Origin of the sequence: Halococcus salsus, from assembly GCF_009900715.1 — an archaeon.
GTDB lineage: Archaea > Halobacteriota > Halobacteria > Halobacteriales > Halococcaceae > Halococcus > Halococcus salsus.
Map to the genome: position 1 here is coordinate 1 of NZ_JAAAJC010000022.1, position 16,655 is coordinate 16,655.

The 16,655-nt window shown below is 53.3% G+C and carries 18 protein-coding genes and 1 pseudogene; 9 read left to right on the top strand and 10 right to left on the bottom strand.

The window, feature by feature from the left end; genetic code table 11:
• The first annotated feature begins 49 nt into the window (after positions 1-49).
• Positions 50-1,219 carry an ISH3 family transposase gene (locus tag GT355_RS17550; protein ID WP_160135795.1) on the top strand — a complete coding sequence of 390 codons (1,170 nt, stop codon included), beginning with the start codon at positions 50-52 and terminating at the stop codon, positions 1,217-1,219.
• A 141-nt stretch (positions 1,220-1,360) separates the two neighbouring features.
• On the opposite strand, the gene GT355_RS17555 is transcribed toward GT355_RS17550, so the two are convergent.
• Positions 1,361-1,651, bottom strand: coding sequence for a hypothetical protein (locus GT355_RS17555; RefSeq protein ID WP_160135796.1), 291 nt, complete (start codon positions 1,649-1,651; stop codon positions 1,361-1,363).
• A 112-nt stretch (positions 1,652-1,763) separates the two neighbouring features.
• Here GT355_RS17555 and GT355_RS17560 point away from each other — a divergent pair, with 112 nt between their 5' ends.
• The gene (locus GT355_RS17560; protein ID WP_192928053.1) at positions 1,764-2,201 is read left to right on the top strand and encodes a TRAM domain-containing protein; all 438 of its coding nucleotides are present in this window, start codon (positions 1,764-1,766) and stop codon (positions 2,199-2,201) included.
• Positions 2,202-2,406: 205 nt separating this feature from the next.
• Here the strand turns inward: GT355_RS17560 and GT355_RS17565 are convergent, their stop codons facing one another.
• The 3 genes from GT355_RS17565 to GT355_RS17575 all read right to left on the bottom strand — a co-directional run bounded on the left by GT355_RS17565 (position 2,407) and on the right by GT355_RS17575 (position 3,649).
• Positions 2,407-2,559 carry a hypothetical protein gene (locus GT355_RS17565; protein ID WP_160135797.1) on the bottom strand — a complete coding sequence of 51 codons (153 nt, stop codon included), beginning with the start codon at positions 2,557-2,559 and terminating at the stop codon, positions 2,407-2,409.
• Between the two features lie 174 nt (positions 2,560-2,733).
• Positions 2,734-3,114, bottom strand: coding sequence for a DUF6788 family protein (locus GT355_RS17570; RefSeq protein WP_160135798.1), 381 nt, complete (start codon positions 3,112-3,114; stop codon positions 2,734-2,736).
• A gap of 136 nt (positions 3,115-3,250) precedes the next feature.
• Positions 3,251-3,649: a hypothetical protein gene (locus GT355_RS17575; RefSeq protein WP_160135799.1), complete on the bottom strand. Its 399-nt coding sequence runs from the start codon at positions 3,647-3,649 to the stop codon at positions 3,251-3,253.
• A gap of 794 nt (positions 3,650-4,443) precedes the next feature.
• Here GT355_RS17575 and GT355_RS17580 point away from each other — a divergent pair.
• From GT355_RS17580 to GT355_RS17590, 3 genes are all read left to right on the top strand, one after another.
• On the top strand, positions 4,444-5,634 hold the full coding sequence (locus GT355_RS17580) for a Cdc6/Cdc18 family protein (protein ID WP_160135800.1): 1,191 nt from the start codon (positions 4,444-4,446) through the stop codon (positions 5,632-5,634).
• 696 nt (positions 5,635-6,330) lie between these two features.
• A complete protein-coding gene (locus GT355_RS17585; protein WP_160135801.1) occupies positions 6,331-6,750 on the top strand; it encodes a hypothetical protein in 420 nt (139 codons plus the stop codon).
• A gap of 800 nt (positions 6,751-7,550) precedes the next feature.
• Positions 7,551-8,744, top strand: coding sequence for a Cdc6/Cdc18 family protein (locus tag GT355_RS17590; RefSeq protein ID WP_160135802.1), 1,194 nt, complete (start codon positions 7,551-7,553; stop codon positions 8,742-8,744).
• Between the two features lie 75 nt (positions 8,745-8,819).
• Here GT355_RS17590 and GT355_RS17595 read toward each other — a convergent pair whose 3' ends face one another.
• Together GT355_RS17595 and GT355_RS17600 are read right to left on the bottom strand one after the other, a co-directional pair.
• The gene (locus GT355_RS17595) at positions 8,820-9,245 is read right to left on the bottom strand and encodes a helix-turn-helix domain-containing protein (RefSeq protein ID WP_160135803.1); all 426 of its coding nucleotides are present in this window, start codon (positions 9,243-9,245) and stop codon (positions 8,820-8,822) included.
• A 75-nt stretch (positions 9,246-9,320) separates the two neighbouring features.
• Positions 9,321-9,779 carry a cytochrome P450 gene (locus GT355_RS17600; protein ID WP_160135804.1) on the bottom strand — a complete coding sequence of 153 codons (459 nt, stop codon included), beginning with the start codon at positions 9,777-9,779 and terminating at the stop codon, positions 9,321-9,323.
• Positions 9,780-9,827: 48 nt separating this feature from the next.
• Here GT355_RS17600 and GT355_RS17605 point away from each other — a divergent pair, with 48 nt between their 5' ends.
• On the top strand, positions 9,828-10,946 hold the full coding sequence (locus GT355_RS17605) for a transcriptional regulator FilR1 domain-containing protein (protein ID WP_160135805.1): 1,119 nt from the start codon (positions 9,828-9,830) through the stop codon (positions 10,944-10,946).
• Between the two features lie 182 nt (positions 10,947-11,128).
• Here the strand turns inward: GT355_RS17605 and GT355_RS17610 are convergent, their stop codons facing one another.
• Positions 11,129-11,923: a YqjF family protein gene (locus GT355_RS17610; protein WP_160135806.1), complete on the bottom strand. Its 795-nt coding sequence runs from the start codon at positions 11,921-11,923 to the stop codon at positions 11,129-11,131.
• A 402-nt stretch (positions 11,924-12,325) separates the two neighbouring features.
• Here GT355_RS17610 and GT355_RS17615 point away from each other — a divergent pair, with 402 nt between their 5' ends.
• From GT355_RS17615 to GT355_RS17625, 3 genes are all read left to right on the top strand, one after another.
• Positions 12,326-12,769: a hypothetical protein gene (locus GT355_RS17615; protein ID WP_160135807.1), complete on the top strand. Its 444-nt coding sequence runs from the start codon at positions 12,326-12,328 to the stop codon at positions 12,767-12,769.
• A gap of 63 nt (positions 12,770-12,832) precedes the next feature.
• Positions 12,833-14,212, top strand: a complete 1,380-nt coding sequence (locus GT355_RS17620) for a Cdc6/Cdc18 family protein (protein ID WP_160135808.1) — start codon at positions 12,833-12,835, stop codon at positions 14,210-14,212.
• A gap of 968 nt (positions 14,213-15,180) precedes the next feature.
• Positions 15,181-15,414, top strand: coding sequence for a hypothetical protein (locus GT355_RS17625; RefSeq protein ID WP_160135809.1), 234 nt, complete (start codon positions 15,181-15,183; stop codon positions 15,412-15,414).
• A gap of 6 nt (positions 15,415-15,420) precedes the next feature.
• Here GT355_RS17625 and GT355_RS18710 read toward each other — a convergent pair whose 3' ends face one another.
• From GT355_RS18710 to GT355_RS17635, 3 genes and pseudogenes are all read right to left on the bottom strand, one after another.
• Complete coding sequence (locus tag GT355_RS18710; protein ID WP_420825986.1) at positions 15,421-15,576, bottom strand: DUF7563 family protein; 156 nt, start codon at positions 15,574-15,576, stop codon at positions 15,421-15,423.
• Between the two features lie 215 nt (positions 15,577-15,791).
• Positions 15,792-16,082 carry a PadR family transcriptional regulator gene (locus GT355_RS17630; RefSeq protein WP_160135810.1) on the bottom strand — a complete coding sequence of 97 codons (291 nt, stop codon included), beginning with the start codon at positions 16,080-16,082 and terminating at the stop codon, positions 15,792-15,794.
• 447 nt (positions 16,083-16,529) lie between these two features.
• Positions 16,530-16,655, bottom strand: a pseudogene (locus GT355_RS17635) (IS5/IS1182 family transposase); the annotation flags it as partial.

The window sequence follows — 16,655 nt, forward strand, 5'->3', positions numbered from 1 at the left end:
ATCAGTACCTCACAAAGCGGGTTAGGTGAACGGGCTGCTTGGTCGGTTGATGCGACCGGACCAAGCAGCCAACGAACTCACCGAAGAGCAGGTGCTTAACTTCCTCGTCAACAGCCTCGACGAGGAGATCGATATCGGACTCGGCGAAAACGCCGATATCGACTCCGAGGACATCTGGGACGTCCTCGTCGGCGCAACAGCCGACGAGGACTCAGTCAGCCACCTCTGTGAGATTTCAGAGGAATCACCGCACGGCAATACGATTCTCCACCATCTCCGGACGAAGTTCGAGCTCTCTGAGCTCGAACGAGTCGGCAAGACACTCATCCAGCAAAATATCCTCGAACTACTTCCGGATCGGCCGGTGGAGGTCGCTGCCGACCTCCACCTCCGACCGTACTACGGCGAGGAGTACGACTCTGAGGAGGAGCTCTACGAATCACTCGCTAAAGCCGGAACGACCACGTTCCACGGCTACGCCACACTCTACGCGCGGGTGCGCAACAAACGCTACACGCTGGCGGTGCGCCGTCTCACCGACGGCGACACCGCCAGCTCGATCCTCGCGGAACTGCTCGGCGTGCTCGAAGGCCTTGACCCGGAGGTCAAGGCCGTCTACCTCGATCGCGAGTTCTACGATACGTACTGTTTGACGCTGCTGGCCGCCCACAACTACGCGTACGTCATGCCCATCGTGAAGTGGGGCGAAGCGATCCAGAACGAACTGAGTCAGGGCTGGAGCCGCGTGATCGATCACGACCTCCAAGGGGAAATCGACGGTCACACGTGGACCGTCGATTTCCCGGTCTATATCGACTGTACGTACCAGCAAGGGAAGTATGACGAAGAGGGGGTGGCGCGTCACGGCTACGCCGTCGACGCGCCGTTCATCGAGACTCCACGTCAGGCTCGGAAGTACTACAGCCGACGGTTCGGAGTCGAGTCGTCCTACCGTCTATCCGAACGAAGCGTAGCGAATACGACGACACAGAATCCGGCGGTGCGGTTTCTGTACGTGCTGATCAGCTTCCTTCTCCAGAACGCGTGGCGGTATCTCCACTGGGAGTATGTGGCGTCGCCGCGCCGTGGCGCGCGACGCCTCTGGTCGTGGCGCTTCGACGAGTTCCTCGGGATGGTACGGCGGGCAGCGGAGACGTCGCTCGCTGTGCGTCGCGCCGTCCCCGCGAACAAGCCACCGGACGACCGCTTCGAGCGGTAATCCACCGACCGGGACCGTCCGCTCGGTGAGTGGCAACACCGTCGCGTCGGCGGCGGAACGCCGCCGACTGCGACAGGTTCGATGTCCTTGGTGCTGAATACCCCTCCTCAGCAGTTGCTCGTGCCGATTTCTCCACCGAATTCACGTCTTAGAAGAAGTCAACTGGCGTGCTTTGTGAGGTACTGAGACTTCCTCCTCGACGTAGTAGATATGCCCGCGACGATAGAGTATATCCAATGCATAGGTCGCGTCAGCCTCCGTGAACGCTTCATCCGCGACGAGAACGGCTTGAGCCTCCTCTTTCGTGAAGTCCGCTTCCGAAAAGTCGTATTCGTCCTCGCCGTTCTCACCGTTTTGGTCGTCTTGGGCTGCTTCGGAGAGGATATCGAGCGCATCCTGAGCCAGCGGTGATAGTCGGCGCTCCCAGCTCATAAAGGATGTTCGGGCCCAAGAGCATGAACCTCTGGATATTTCACACCAACTGATATCGACCATTCGAACACAAGGATTCAAGACCGCCGCTGGAAAACAAGAGGGTTGCACAATGGTTGAAATTTCAGACCAGTTGGAGTGTCTCTTTAGTGACTCTATCGAACAAGACGGTGGGTCATACCGAATTGAAGTACCGAAACGCGAAATCGACAACGGCTCAATCGTCCCCGGGGAGACCTACCGTGTCGCAATTCTCTCAACCGAGGCAGTAGATGAGGAAAGCGATTCTCAGTCGCAGTCACGTTCTAGTACTTCGGAATCAACGACACAATCGCCACCTGTCAAACAGGGCGACAAGCGCACGCTAACCATCGAATCAATCGGTGACCAGGGCGATGGCATCGCAAAAGTCGAGCGGGGCTATGTCGTCATTGTTCCCGGTGCCCGCCCTGACGACGAGGTTGAGGTCGAAATCCAAAACGCTCGTGAGAACGTCGCGTTCGCGGAAGTCATTGGGATGGCGTCATCGACCGCTAACGAACAAGAGTAGGTCTCATTAAGAGAGGCAAGATTCCTCGTACGAAGAGCTCACCAGTCAAAGTGGACGGGGGGGGGGGGTGTCCGCAATTCTAGTCACTTAGTATGTAGGAGATAACGGGGGATGTCCGCAATTATCTTCGTAGGAACACCAAACACACAGGGGGTCCGCCATCGTCGATAGACGGATTATTGATAGAACGTGGACTCACGTCCCGCTACAACTCAGAGGCGATCTCGTCGGCAATATCGCCATACTGCTCTGCATAGTTGTCATCGTTCTTTAGAATCTGTATGGTTTCATATAGTGGTATCGATAACTCTGCTTCCCATCTTACACCCCCTGGTTTCCTTCCAGAGACTTTTTCCATGCCGATGACACCGGTAAGCTTCAAATTGATAATTCCCCGCGCGTATAAACTCGAACGAGTCCTCGGGCGCGTTCACCAGCCATTGCCCTCGCTCTCGCTGGACGTTGGATAGACGTCTCGAAACAGGTTATTTCGGGACGATTCGTTTGCTTCTTTGCTCTACGCTCCCTCTGATTAGGACTCGCCCTGTACAGGTCCGATATACTCCCATTTCAGGTCCTTTCCCTCTCGGTGGACCCGATATTCATAGGGACCGTGAGGACAGGTACTACAGTTCTCTTTCCCACATGGGACTTTCTTGATCACCGTCGTCCCCGCCGACTCGTCGCCGCCGTCGTTCTCGACGTCGACAAGCTCCTCCTCGTCGTCGACCTCGACCGAGCGCTGCTCGCGGTAGTCAGCTAGCTCCTCACACCACGCAGCGATTTCTCGGAGCGTCGATGAGTCTTGGGCCTCGACGCCTTCGCGAACGTATTTCGGTACGCTCGCTGGGGCTTGGGGCTCGCCACCGTCTGCGATCCGGTTGGATTCGTGAGTTCGATCTGAGTATGCCATAGGTTTCTTCGAAACAGGCGTCGCCGTCCGGTCTTACCTAACATATGAACCCACATCTCGTTAAATGTTTGGTAAGATAGTGCGACCTCGCGGCGCTGCGCGGCGAGCTACGTCTCCGAACAACCGGCTACTGAGTTCACGAATCGGTCATATCCGTCGGTTCAAGGCGACTCTCTGGGTAGTAGTAGGGATCGCCGGCGTTGAGGGTTCCGTCGGCGTCGGCCTCTAAAACCTCGGCAACGGTCCATTCGCTAAGGTAGGCATCGAGCGACTCCGCGAATCGAACTTCGATCACCCGGTCGGTCGGCGGATACTCTTGATTGTAGTTTGCGACCGTTTCGCTCGTACTTGGGATCACGAACTCATCGGCGCGCTCGTCGCGCACGCTCATGACTAGGATTTCTTTACCCTCTCCGTCGCGATCGAGTGCGACCGTTCCGCGTTCGAGCTCGCTCTCAGGCGGTGAGGAGGATGAAGACTTGACCATCTCCCGGATTCGATCTGCGAATGAACGCAGATGGTCTACAAACGCCATTGGTATTCTCTCCCTCTGAGTAGCGGATTCAGTTCTTTTACATGCACCCACCCCACTGTCCGCAATTTCACTGTAGAACAACGAATCACCTTCACAAGCAAGATGGCTACGTCGCTCATAGACCAACCACCATGTCGACAATTGTGGTCATAGTGAATTCGTAAAGAAGATTGTTAAGTTGGTCGTCGCCGGCAGCGATACGTACTGTCAGGCGTGGGCTGTCCTAAGAGATCTTGGGTATGCAGATATACCCGTTTCCATGAGACGGAGATAGCATCCATACTCGTGGAGGAAGCAGTATTGATGAGTTGTAAGGTGGTCTTGTAGAGTTACTAATTAGGTAATGGAAGAACTACCAGGAGGACACACACCTCGCACCGAGTGAGTTCTCTATAGACTCCCTGATATAGAGTGTCCTCACTCAAATTACGGTTTGGAAGACAGTTTGGAGAGAGCGTACAGACACACCTCGCACCGAGTGAGCTACGAAAGGACACGATAGGTTCTGAATGACACATATAAATAAATCAATTTCGGGAACTAGAGTAAAGTTATAAGCCTAATGCCACCTATCTACTACGCCAATACTGCTGATATAAGAAAATTTATATAACATAGAAAAATCTCTCCTATCCACGATACCTTGGCTCACTCGTTACGAGGTGTGTGTGTGGGGAGGGAGTTACTATATAAAGAAGCTCAGAATACAGCCTTAGACCTTTGTAGGCAATTCCACGGATACTCACTCGGTGCGAGGTTGGTATCTTTAACTTGAACGGTTGTGTGGAGCAGATATGGTCGATGCCGACAACATCTTCGGTGGAGGGGAAATATTCCGGCGTCGAGAGCTGCTCAGAGTAGGACACGTTCCTGAACTGGATCGGGTCGTAGGAAGGGATGATGAAATAACTGAGATGGGAGGTGCACTCGGCCCAGGAACTCGTGGAGGACCTCCGGACTCCGTCATAATATACGGGAAGACAGGAACCGGCAAGTCCCTAGTTTCACGGTGTACAACACGAGAAGCCCAGCGGAAAGCCCAGGAAAATGGAGCAACTCTCCGATACGGATATGTGGACTGCTCAGACTACACAACTGAAACGCAAGCAAGCAGGGAACTAGCGCAACAACTTGCCGAGAATATAGAAACAGATCACAGTATTCCTAGAAAAGGAGTTGGAGCGGCTACTTATCGAGATATGACTTGGGAGATGCTCAACAAGCACAATGTAGACTCCTTTGTTGCAATCCTTGATGAGATCGATAAGTTAGAGGACGACGAACTTCTCCGAAGCCTCTCTCGAGCCAAAGAAAGTGGAAAAGCAAATTGCCATATTGGGGTGATTTGTATCAGTAATAAAGTTGAGTACAAAGAACGTCTAGATCAGCGAGTACACTCAAGCCTTCAGGACAACGAACTCATCTTTAATCCATATGACTCGGACCAACTCCGCGCAATACTGGAAAATCGACGTGAGGCCTTCCAAGAAGGAGTTTTAGAGGAAGGTGTTATACCGAAGACGGCAGCCCTCGCTGGACGAGAACATGGAGACGCTCGCAAAGCTGTTGATATGCTGTATGAAGCCGGAAGGCTAGCAGAAAGAGAGGGCCAAACTACTGTAAAGGAATCCCACATCGATGCAGCCCTCACCAAGGCAGAGGTTAATCGCGTAAAGCAGCTTATAAGTGGCTCACCCCCTCATGTCAAATATATTTTACAAGCTTTAGCACTTCTCACGAGAAGCAGGAACACTTCGACTTTTCGAACGTCGGAGATATACGAATTCTATCAGCGTCTCGTAGACCGAGAAGGTATGGAGTCAATATCACAAGATCGTGTTTATCGCCTACTGAAAGAACAGGCGTTCCTCGGTCTTTTAGAAGCAAATCACACCGGTGGAGGTGACTATGAAGGTGCATATCTCGAGCATACTCTCATTAGTGAGCCAGAAGTTGTTCTAAATGCGCTTGAGAATCGAGCCTGAACACACCTCGCACCGAGTGAGTTTTTATCGATAACAAGGGAGAGAGGCCATAAGAAGTAACTTGAGGGTACAGGGCATCTGTGACTCTACAGTTGCATTAACTCCTTGAAAGGCGATGGAGCCCATTATTTAACCGATTGTTTGATGCTATAGACAAGACACATCAGAAGCGCTCTCTCGGAACTAGCAATACGGCTCGCGAGCTTGGCGAAGTTGAGCGAGCGCTTCATAGCTGAATTTGTCGACTTGGTCATTGATTGTCGACACAAAAAGAAGTCAGTAAACCTCTCGCCGATCGCGGAATTGGACCCCTAAGATAGTCGTTATTCTCTCTGTTTCTTGGCAACAACCCCCCAATAACATCTGTCAAACGATTGGGGTGTGTTGATTAGGTTTATACTTCGGCTCTGTCTCGGGATATGGCATAAGCTAGGAAATCATAGCGCCAAAGGAGAACGGGACGGGGATCACCACTCCCGTAATCGTCCCGTTTCTGAGCGCGGTCGTCGCGCCCGGTTCCACCATGGAATCGGGCGCAACCCTACCCAGGGTGCGACCGTTGCTCGTTCTGACACGGCCGATGCCCATATAGTTTGCCCCCTTCAGCAGCCAAGGCTATTGGCGATTGGGTGGGCAAACGGGTCGTCGGTACGACGGTTTTCCCGACCGTCAGCGCGCGATTATCGGGGCTCACACATGAGCCAGCGCACATCCCACGCCCATAGCGAAGCCGCCGTCCAAACCGGGTCCGCTGAAGCGGGTATTTCCCGCCTCTTGCCCGGTAGCAGTGGCCTCGCCAGTGATCCGATCGTCTTGCATGACGTCGGCCCGCAATACACCGAGTGGCTGCCCGACCTGCTCGACGAGCTCGTGCCGACTGTCGAGCGTACTGTTCGCGAGCTCACGCTTAACTACGATCCTCGGATACTTCGCGACGAGCGGCCGCGTCTGTTCCCTACCGAGTGTTTACAGCGGAAATACGGTGTCGGGGTCCCCGACGAGGATGGTGTGCCGATCCACCCGTTCAACGATGCCGTCTCGAAGCTCGCGATCTCCTACGGCCGCGTGATCGTCAGCGACCTCAGTGAATCGAGCCATCGGCGCTACGCGGGGTAGGTTAAGACCAGCTGTCTTTCTCAGGAGAGGTCGTACGAGAATCCTCGACAATAGCGCCCTTGTCTTACCAAACATTAGAAAAGAATTGCAAGCAGATGTTTGGTAAGATCAGTTCATGCCATCTCCTTCGCTCTGTGACCACGTCTATCCCGAATATTACCTGCTTTGAGATATTCCTCAGTGGATGGCTCTTTGTATTCCAATGAGGGATCTTCTCTCCTACTCCGGATTGCCGCTGTAAAACGCTGGGTTGGTTGATATCCTCCGGGATTAAGCGATCCCACACCCCTCAGTGCCGCTGTAAACTTCTCTTTGAGAGTCCATAGACGCCACTTTGACGATATGGAGAGAAGTACTTGACTACTATTTAAAGATCTGATTATGAATAGGATCACACAGAAACATAGATTTATCACATATCCAGTTGTATTCACCGTAAGCCATCTTTGGCGTATAGAGACGACATTCTCTTTGGCGTCGGAATAATGAAATGATGGTTCCACTTTTCCACTCTCCTCCTCATTCTATGGGGTTCTGAGTTGTCTCTGAGTAAAGTAGCCTCATCCAACCTATGTTTCCAGTGGCGTATTTCTCCTTACAGCGGCAACGAGGGGTGAGGGACATCCATGTTTACAGCGGCAATCCGGGGTTGCCATCGCCATCGTACTCTAAACACACTCTAAAACTGCGAAAAATGGGCAGCTCCCTGATCCAATCTCATCCAATGCATCATGGACGGAATTTTACAGCGGCACTGGGGTGGGCGAACATTCATACTTCACCCGTGGTAGAGACCCACTATGGAAGAGTCGACATCGTTCTTCGGGGACCCGGACCCAATCTTCGCGGACAAAGAGCTCCTTCGAGTCAGCCACCTTCCACAGGGTGATAGAATCATTGGGCGGGAAGACGAGCTCCAGAGTCTTGCAAAGGCGATAAAGGACGCACAGCGAGGTGGAACCCCGAACAATGTACTCATCTATGGGAAAACGGGTACTGGCAAAAGCCTCTGTTCAAAGTACATTACGCGTGATCTCGCTAACGCTGGCGCTGAAAACGGTGTCTCAATTGGCATTGCATATGTTGACTGCTTTCAGGAATCCACTGAAACCCAAACAATTCGAACCATCGCTCAATCACTAAACGACCCTGAAACAACAGATATCACTGTTCCTCATTCTGGTGTGAGCACTTCCGATTACTATCGACGGTTGTGGGATATTCTGGATGCGCGCTTGGATGTGGGGATCATCATCCTCGACGAGATCGACAAACTTGAGGATGATAATGTACTGATGCAGCTCTCGCGTGCTGCAGAAGCGGGCAAGGTCAGCGACTCTACCCTCGGAATCATCGGGATCAGCAACAAAATACGCTACAAAGACACTCTAAACGAGCGTGTGAAGTCAAGCCTCTCCGAGCGGGATTTTGTCTTTCCCCCATATGATGCATCACAGCTTCGAGCCATCCTCAGGTCAAGGGCGGACGCGTTCCGCGACGATGTTCTCTCCGGAGATGTCATCCCAAAGGTAGCTGCGTTGGCTGCTCGTGAGCATGGAGATGCTCGCAAAGCAATCGACATCCTTCGCTACGCTGGTGAAATCGCGGATGAACACGATAGTGAAACGGTTACTATTGAGTTCGTTGATGAGGCAAACGACCGAGAAGAACAAGCTCGACTCTCAGAACTCATCTCAAAGCAACCGACGCACTCTAGGTATTTGATGACTGCACTCGCACTTCGAACTCAGGAATCGTCAGAGGAAGAACCGAGAATACCTTCAAAGCAGGTGTACTCCGCCTACCAGATTGTGTGCGATCGGGAAGGAGTTGGCCCTTTGAAGATGCGCCGAATTCGTGATCTTCTCTCTGAACTTGCATTTCTCTCCCTTATCGAACAAGACCGCAAGGGGCGGGGGAAGGGAAAAGGAGCTCACACAGTCAACGAACTTGTTGATGACCCAGAGATAGTGGTTGAAGCCTGCAAATCGTAGTGGATACTTCTTGGCTCATGAATTTTATATCAGTATTGTAACTTCCCAAAAACGGCAAGACCTCACCTCTTGAAATTAGATCTCGCCTACTACATTCTTCGACCAGACCTCAATCTCTTTTATTAGCCAATGAACTGTCTCTGACAGCGGTCGACCGTTGTACCGAAACTCGAAGCCACCGTTTTCCCGCTTCCGCAACTGTCGGGCAGCGAGATTCGCGTCACAGAGATTCGAGAGCCGTTTGTTGATGTTGCTCTGGTCTTTCTCGGCTCTTTCAGCGAGCTCAAGCGTTGTTGCGTATGGTATATCCAGCAGCGCGAGATAGGCCTCCAAATCAGCGCCCTTGACGCCGAAAAACAGACATAGCATTTCGCGTAGATCGGACCCTGAGTCGTCTATCACCTTCTCATACTCTGCGAGACGTAGAGCGGCGTCTCCGGCCTCGTCCTCCTGCTGATCACGTTCGGGAACGGGACCAAGACACCCACCGGGCAGCTCCATATGTATTGATGGATTCGTGAGGCGGCTTAGTTTTAACCTCCTACACCCCGGGTTCTCGCCGACGAGAGGCCGGCGCTATCGTTTACTCATGCGCATCGGTAGGCCATCCTGAGTCTTCGTAGTGATCTCCGGCTCAATCGCAATATCGGTATCATCACCGGCCCAATCGAAGCGGTACTGCTGGCCGACCGTCGCGAGCACGAGCACTGCCTCTAAGCTCGCGAACTCTCGTCCGATACACGTTCGTCGCCCACCTCCGAACGGGATGTACGCGAATTCAGCCAGTCCCTCCTCCTCGAAATTGTTAGTCCATCGATCGGGTCGGAAGGATTTCGGGTCGTCGTAGTAGCGCTCGTCGCAATGAGCGGAGATGACCGAGAGATGAACCTGCTCGTCGGCAGGCATTTGATACCCGACGGCATCGACAGGTCGAGTCGTCTGCCGGAAAATCGTGTGAACCGGAGAATACAGTTGTAGCGTCTCCCTCACGATCCGGTTGATGAGCTCTAGGTCGTCGACATTGTCTGGTGTCAACGGGCGGTTCGAGAAGTTTCAACACGACCCTCGGCAGAGGGTTTCTTGATGAATGCGCGAGAGTTCATTGAGCATATTTCTCGAAGCGACCAGCGCCTCGATATTCTCCGCGCTCTTCGAGAGCGTTCGAGTACGCCTTCAGAACTAGCCGAGCGCGCTGGCGTCGACCGAACACCCATCTATAGCGCAATCGAACCTCTTGAACAGTGTGGTGGCGTTGTCTCAATCGAGGGTCGCCGGAAGATGACCGCTGCCGGTAAAGTTGCCGTAAGCGAAACTCTCGACGCCTGCAAAGCCGTTGGCCAGGAAGCGATCGCGCACCTCGCTTCCTCGAAGGACAATAATCGATTTCGTGTACTGAAAGGCCTCGACGAGGGGCTTTCGCGTGGCAAGATGGTTCACAACGACGCTTACCCCTCGCGTTCGACGATCAACCGGGCAATGGAGGGCTTTGAGGCGTTCGACTGGATAACGCCGCGACCAAACAGCACACTCACGAAAACGGGTAAGGATGTCTTAGCGGGTTACGCTGAGTTGTATCGCGTTGTCGAGGTCGTTGTCGAGAAAAAGGCCTATCTCCGGCATATCGACCCGATGAAGGTTGACCTCCCAATCGACTTGCTCGCCAACGCCGACCTGATTCAATCGCGGCCGAATCGTCCACAACGGGCAGATGCACATATGCGAAAGCGGATCAACGAGAGCTTCGGCCACGCCAAAGTGTTTGCGAGCTACTACTCGGAAGCTGAGGTTACACCGATGTTTGACCAAGTTGAGTGCGGTGCGTCGTGGGAGGCTGTGACGCCGTTACCGGCGCATATGCCCCTCCCCGATAGCCGCCCGGAGATCCGTCACTTTCGGATGGGGCTCGGAACTGATCGTGTCGAGTGGAACATCTACCCTGACGACCTACCGATCGACATGATTCTGTTCGACTACGACCGCGTGCTCTTGGGGACGGATTTCGAACTCGAAACCACTCGCACCGATGCGATCCTCGATTCGACGAATCCTGAACTGATCGAGTGGGCGCATGACCTCTATGATACCTACAAAGCGCGGTCGTCGAATCCGCTTGATTATCTCCTCAACCCAATTCGGGAGAAAGGCATCTATGAAGCCCTTCGCTTAGACTGGGGTCGCGGTCGAATGATCGAAAGCGATTAAACAGCTAATTCGATTTTGGACTCGCTATAGGCGTGCTCCCACTACGTTGTTGCAATCCACGACAACCCGATGGTTTCCCAGAGACACGTGAAAGCGTAGCTTTCCTTAGATACCCCGACCACGACGAATGTACTATAATCGACAATCACGACTCCTCGAATCCAAAGCCTGTCAGTGTTCCTTTATTTGATTTTCTCGTTTTCCGTGTTCAGCAGCGAGAGCTCTCGCAGGCGCTCGGCCGCCATGTACTGTTTTGGTGAGTAGTGAAACGTCGGCGATTCGCAGGGTTCGGGTACGCTGGCGGCCTCGAACAGTGTATTACTCTCGATTTCGGCCTCGACTGGCAGTAGCGGCCACGGTTCGTGTATGGCCGCTCCCGCGAACATCGATGTTCCCGACCCAGAGTGCGGCCCCGTACTCTCACTGGTTCCCATGACCTCGGCGAGCCTGCGAAACTCCTGACCAGCTTCGAAGAAGTAGTTGGTGCGCTCGATCAGAAACTCCGTTCGACTCCCGGTTTCAGCGTAACTGTCGTCGACATCGTGATCCGGGCGATAGGTAGCCGCGAAGCGCGCCGGTGTTTCGCCTCGGCGCTCTCGGCGGCTGTTCACTGTGTGAGAACCATTCTGGTAGCCGAGATCGACATCGGCATGGTAATAAGGAATCCCGAAACCGTTGCGGGCTAGCCACGACGATAGCTGTCCGTCCATCTCTAAAGCAATGAAATATACACCAGGCTCGTCGTCAGCCGAGACGTAGGTCCGAAGATTGATCGACGACAGCGACGGGTAGTAGGGAACACCCCGAACCCGAGCGCCTGCGATGTTCACGACAAGGACACTGATCCACGCCATTCCATCGTAGGTGTCGATCGAGAGGGGGTTGGGAACCAGCGGCCGAAGTTTCTCGCGCTCAATCGGCCAATGACAGTAGAGTACGTTCCGGAGAGCGACCTCCGCGAGTGGCTTACTGCTCATGAGCTGGTCTTCGAGGGCACACCTGATATACTCCCGTTCGTTTTGGATCCGTCCATTTCAATTGATCCCGGTTCTGTAACGTTAGTTTGTAGGGTTTGAGCACGGGTTAAACACTGTGTCAGCCATGCAAATATACTCTGGATAGGCCTTGCAAAAACAGAGGCCGCGATCGTCTCTACAGCCGCTATCGCTATCGGCTGTTGATTCGTAAGACGAGTCGATGGGGAGTACATAGATGGGCTCTCCATCGCCCTCGCCTATCACACGGCCTCTGGCATGACCTATCATGAACCAGAGTAAACAACGATACACTGGAAGAGAACGTCAGTACTCGCCCTGTTGGCAACTGGGCCTCCAAACCGTGGTTTCTGCGGTTGATGGCCGCTTTCAGGAGGAGAAGTAATGGCTTCGACAGCAACCCCTAGCTCAGATTTCCTCTCCAAATATGATAATCATCGAGATTTTCGCGATCTCAAAGCTGTAGTCAACCGGAAGAAAACAATCGCTGAGGTAGCTGCTCACTTTGGGACATCCGACACTAAGATTTGTAGATCGATCATTCGATTCGGATTGCTAAGGAAGCTCAATCTGGACAAACCTTACAAGGAATCATGTCTACTGAGAGCAGCTTACGGGGAGGCTGAAACGATCAAAGGAACGGCTGAGATCTTAGAGTGCTCATCAGGAACAGCTCGTCGCTATTTGATCAAGTATGGAGTGTACGAGCCCAAGCTGACTCCTTCTTCTAATGGTCCTATTCGAGCAAGAGAGCTTGAGAACTCCAATCCAGAAGATATCGGTTTAGCACCGATTGGGATGCGGTGCATTGGAGGGGAAATAAAATGACGAGAAAGAGAAACCATCATTATCGTTTTGAATATCTCGGACGAAACCTCCGGAAACAGTGGGGTGTTCTACGGAACCTCCGGAAACGATGGGGGTACCTCCGGAACCTCCGGAAACAGTGGTGTGGGGTTAGAGCCCTTGCCTACGGAACCTCCGGAAACGGTGGTCGAAGCTTTTATGGGTTCGCTAATGAATAACACTGCCAATCAGTGGAGTTCAAATATGCCATCCGCATTTGACGACCTCTCAGAAAGCGCGATTTTCGCGCGTCGAGATGCCCTTGCTGACGATTATATACCGACAGATATCGTCGGACGGGATGAGAAGAAGGATGAATACATTAACGCTCTACTGCCAGTCTACAAAGGCGAAAATCCCGACAACATATTTCTCTATGGTCAAAATGGAGTTGGCAAGACGGCCGTCACTCACTGGGTGCTCAACCAACTGGAGATGTCCGAAAACCTCCAGACGGACTTCAAAGCAATCCACGTGAATTGCGAGGGGGTCAACACCTCCTACCAGTTGGCTATCGAACTCGCGAACAGACTTATCACGAAGCCGGAAAACTACCTTCCGTCGACTGGTCACCCGGAAAGCAAGGTGTATTCAGTGCTTTTCGAGAACCTCGATGAGATCGGCGGAACCGCTCTCGTCGTACTTGACGAAATAGACCACGTTGCGAATATCGATACCTTCCTCTATAAGATTACACGGGCTGGAAGCTACGATGACCTCACGGAGACGAAGGTGGGGCTTATTGGAATCAGTACAGACACTGCCCTTGGTGAGAACTTATCCTCGGACGTTCGTTCCTCACTCCGAGAGCGTGTGATCGAATTCCCTCCGTACGATGGAAAGCAACTCGAGAAAGTGCTCAGCCAGCGGGTAGAGACTGCTTTCTATGATGACGTCGTCACTGGTGGAGCTATCTCGTATGCTGCAGCATTAGGATCAAAGAATAGCGGTGATGCTCGAATGGTCCTCGACCTCATTCGGATCGCTGGTGACTATGCGAGGGAACGGGGTGACGACCACGTTACTGAAGAAATGGTAGAGGAAGCGATGACAGAGTACGAGACACAGCGATCGATGTCGGTGCTAGCTGACCTTCCTGAAAACATCAAGACTGTCGTCTACGCGCTTGCGGTCTTGGAAGAACACGATTCAGAGGAGGTGACGTCATCGTTGCTCTATGAACGATACAAGGATTTCACGCAGATCATTGGTCAGAACGCTGTTTCAGAACGCCGTGCCAGAGACTACTATGGACGATTAGATGAACTCAACATCATCAATTCATACGTGATGCACGATTCATCTGGCGGGCAGTACAAGACCCACTCGCTCAATTACCCCACTGAAGAAGTTCTGCCAGCTCTTACCGATACTCTTGATGCAGTAGGGATTCACGAGAGTATCGAGCATATCGTCGAAGACTGACCTGTTTTCACTTTGCTACGATGGGCTGTCACTAACTGATATCGGAGAGCTTACTTCTATAGTGTCTGGGAGAGCGGGTTAACCACTAACCACCGCTTCCGGAGGTTCCGCAGGTGGGACCAGTATTTCCGGAGGTTCCGTAGCACACCCCACCGTTTCCGGAGGTTCTAGTCAGATGAGGGTGAAACCGCCATACGGGAAGCGAATTAGAAGTCATTGAACACACACACACCCCATCATTTCCGGAGGTGGAACCCAAAGCTACGTGCGACTTCTGGTTCCACTTCTGATCCTACTGCAACAATCCCGTAGTGGGTCTATTGCGGACTAGTACTCATGCTCTCTAGATAAACGTTTCTTATCTAGAATCCTCCTCGCTGAACACCCCCCTGAATTTCGGGCTAACCTCCGGAAACAATGGAGGGTGTGTGTCTGATCCTCCTCTCTTTTGCCGTGTAGTTGGTCTTCGACACCTCTAACTCTCGATGCAGGGAATAATGGTGCTACCCTCCGGAAACGGTGGGGGTACCTACGGAACCTCCGGAAACGACGGTGGCAGCACGACACTCTGTGCTGGATCTGAATGGGCGAATATCGTCGAAGGGCTTGAGACAACACTCTGAGGATCGTCATTCCTCGTTCGCCAGCTTCTCGCACCATGCGGCGATTTATTGAAAGGAGACGATCTTCCACAATGTAGAAGACACTCTTCGTCGCCGATGACCGCCTGGGCGGTCGGAAATCGTCGAGCGGGCTGGGATTTCCGGTCGATCCTACGATCGCAACCTCAAGGAGCTCGCGGTGGTCGGGCTCGTGGAGAGCATCGAGAATGGCGGGCACAACAAGTGGCGAGCATGAGTCATGCCGTGGTGGTCGCCGCTTGTGGGCAGTGATATCCCCGGACAGCCGACGGCGATGAGAGCGCCGTCTCGCCCGCCTCTCGCGTCGATGACGTACTCTACCAGCTAGTGCTTGATCTCGGGCTCGACTCCGACTATGAACTGTTCGCGAACCCTGTCGACGTCGACACCGTGATCGACGCGCTGCCACGACTCGAACGCTGGCGACACTGGTTCATGACTCACTACGGGCTGGTTGACCTCGGGAGCGATACAGCGACCTCGACGCCGAGAGCATCGTTGGCTCTTGGAGTGAGCCCGGCGGAGCGAGACGCTGCTCAGACGGCGCTCGCGACAAACTGAGAGGTCTTATCGGCGCTGGGATTTCGCCGGGCGAACTTCGCCGCCCTCGCGCATCATGTCCGGGCACTCAGGACACACCCGAACCGTCTCCATCTCGTTCGGAGCGAAAACGCGAACGTACTGCTGGGTGATGAACGCGCCACAATTCTGGCATTTCGGCATACTCGGTAGGCACCTTCCTTTCACTTTACTTTAACGGCCTCAATTACTCTGCCCTCTCGCTTGTCGAACTTCGGAATCGCCTTTCGCTGGCTATTCTTACCTAACACTATATTGAGATCCTCCATTCAATGTTAGGTAAGAGAATGTGACCTCGCGGTGCTGTGCGGCGGTCGCTGCCCCGATGATCGGTCTCCCAAGAAATGCCTGCGAAATGCCTACTCAAACGGAACATACTGCTGTTCCCACTCACGACGGGCCTCAATCTCCCGATGGCCTCGCTGAGTAGGGGCGTAGGAATTCGTTCGATCGTCAATCTCACCCTTTTCTAGAAGCCCCATATCGGCAAGCGTGTTCAAGTTGGGATCGAGCCGTCCGTGATTGATTTCTCCGCTGTAACTCTGCTCTAGTTCATTCTGGATCGCAAGTCCGTGCGGGGGCTCCGAATCATCGTTTAGACCAGCTGTGACATACAGAATGTCCCGCTGGAATCCCGTGAGATCGTCCATCATAGGTAGCTGATAAGTCGGAATACTGGCCTGATAAAATCCCACCTTGTCTCGATCGAATGGTTTCTACCCCGAAACGTCTCGCTGTTCTCGCAGATTAAGGCCCTGAGCGTTAAGGGGGTGGGTACGAACCGGCTTCACATGGCATCTCCCGCACGATCTACCGTTCTCGTCATCGGGCTCGTCGTGATTGCTACAGTCCTTGTCCTCGCTTCAGGTGGGGCGGCGGCTCAGAATAGCACCGAAAACAACAGTACGCCGACTGAGATACAGCAGGCACACCAAACAGCCGATTTCCGATTTCAGACGCCTACCTACATCCCCGACGAGCTCCCGTTCGGTTCGGCGTCCGTCGGTCAGGCCGGCGTTCCGACTGTCCGGCTCTACTGGAATACGAGTGACCGCTCGAAACGGCTCTCTATGCAAGAGCGTGTCATAGAATCCGTCTCATGCCGTGAGCATCTCGCGGCCCGGATTGTCTCCTCGTTCGTCGTTGGTGATTGCGACGACCACTCGAAGGCACAATGCAACGAACACCTGCGTCCGCGCATGGACGCGGCCTCGGGCACGGAC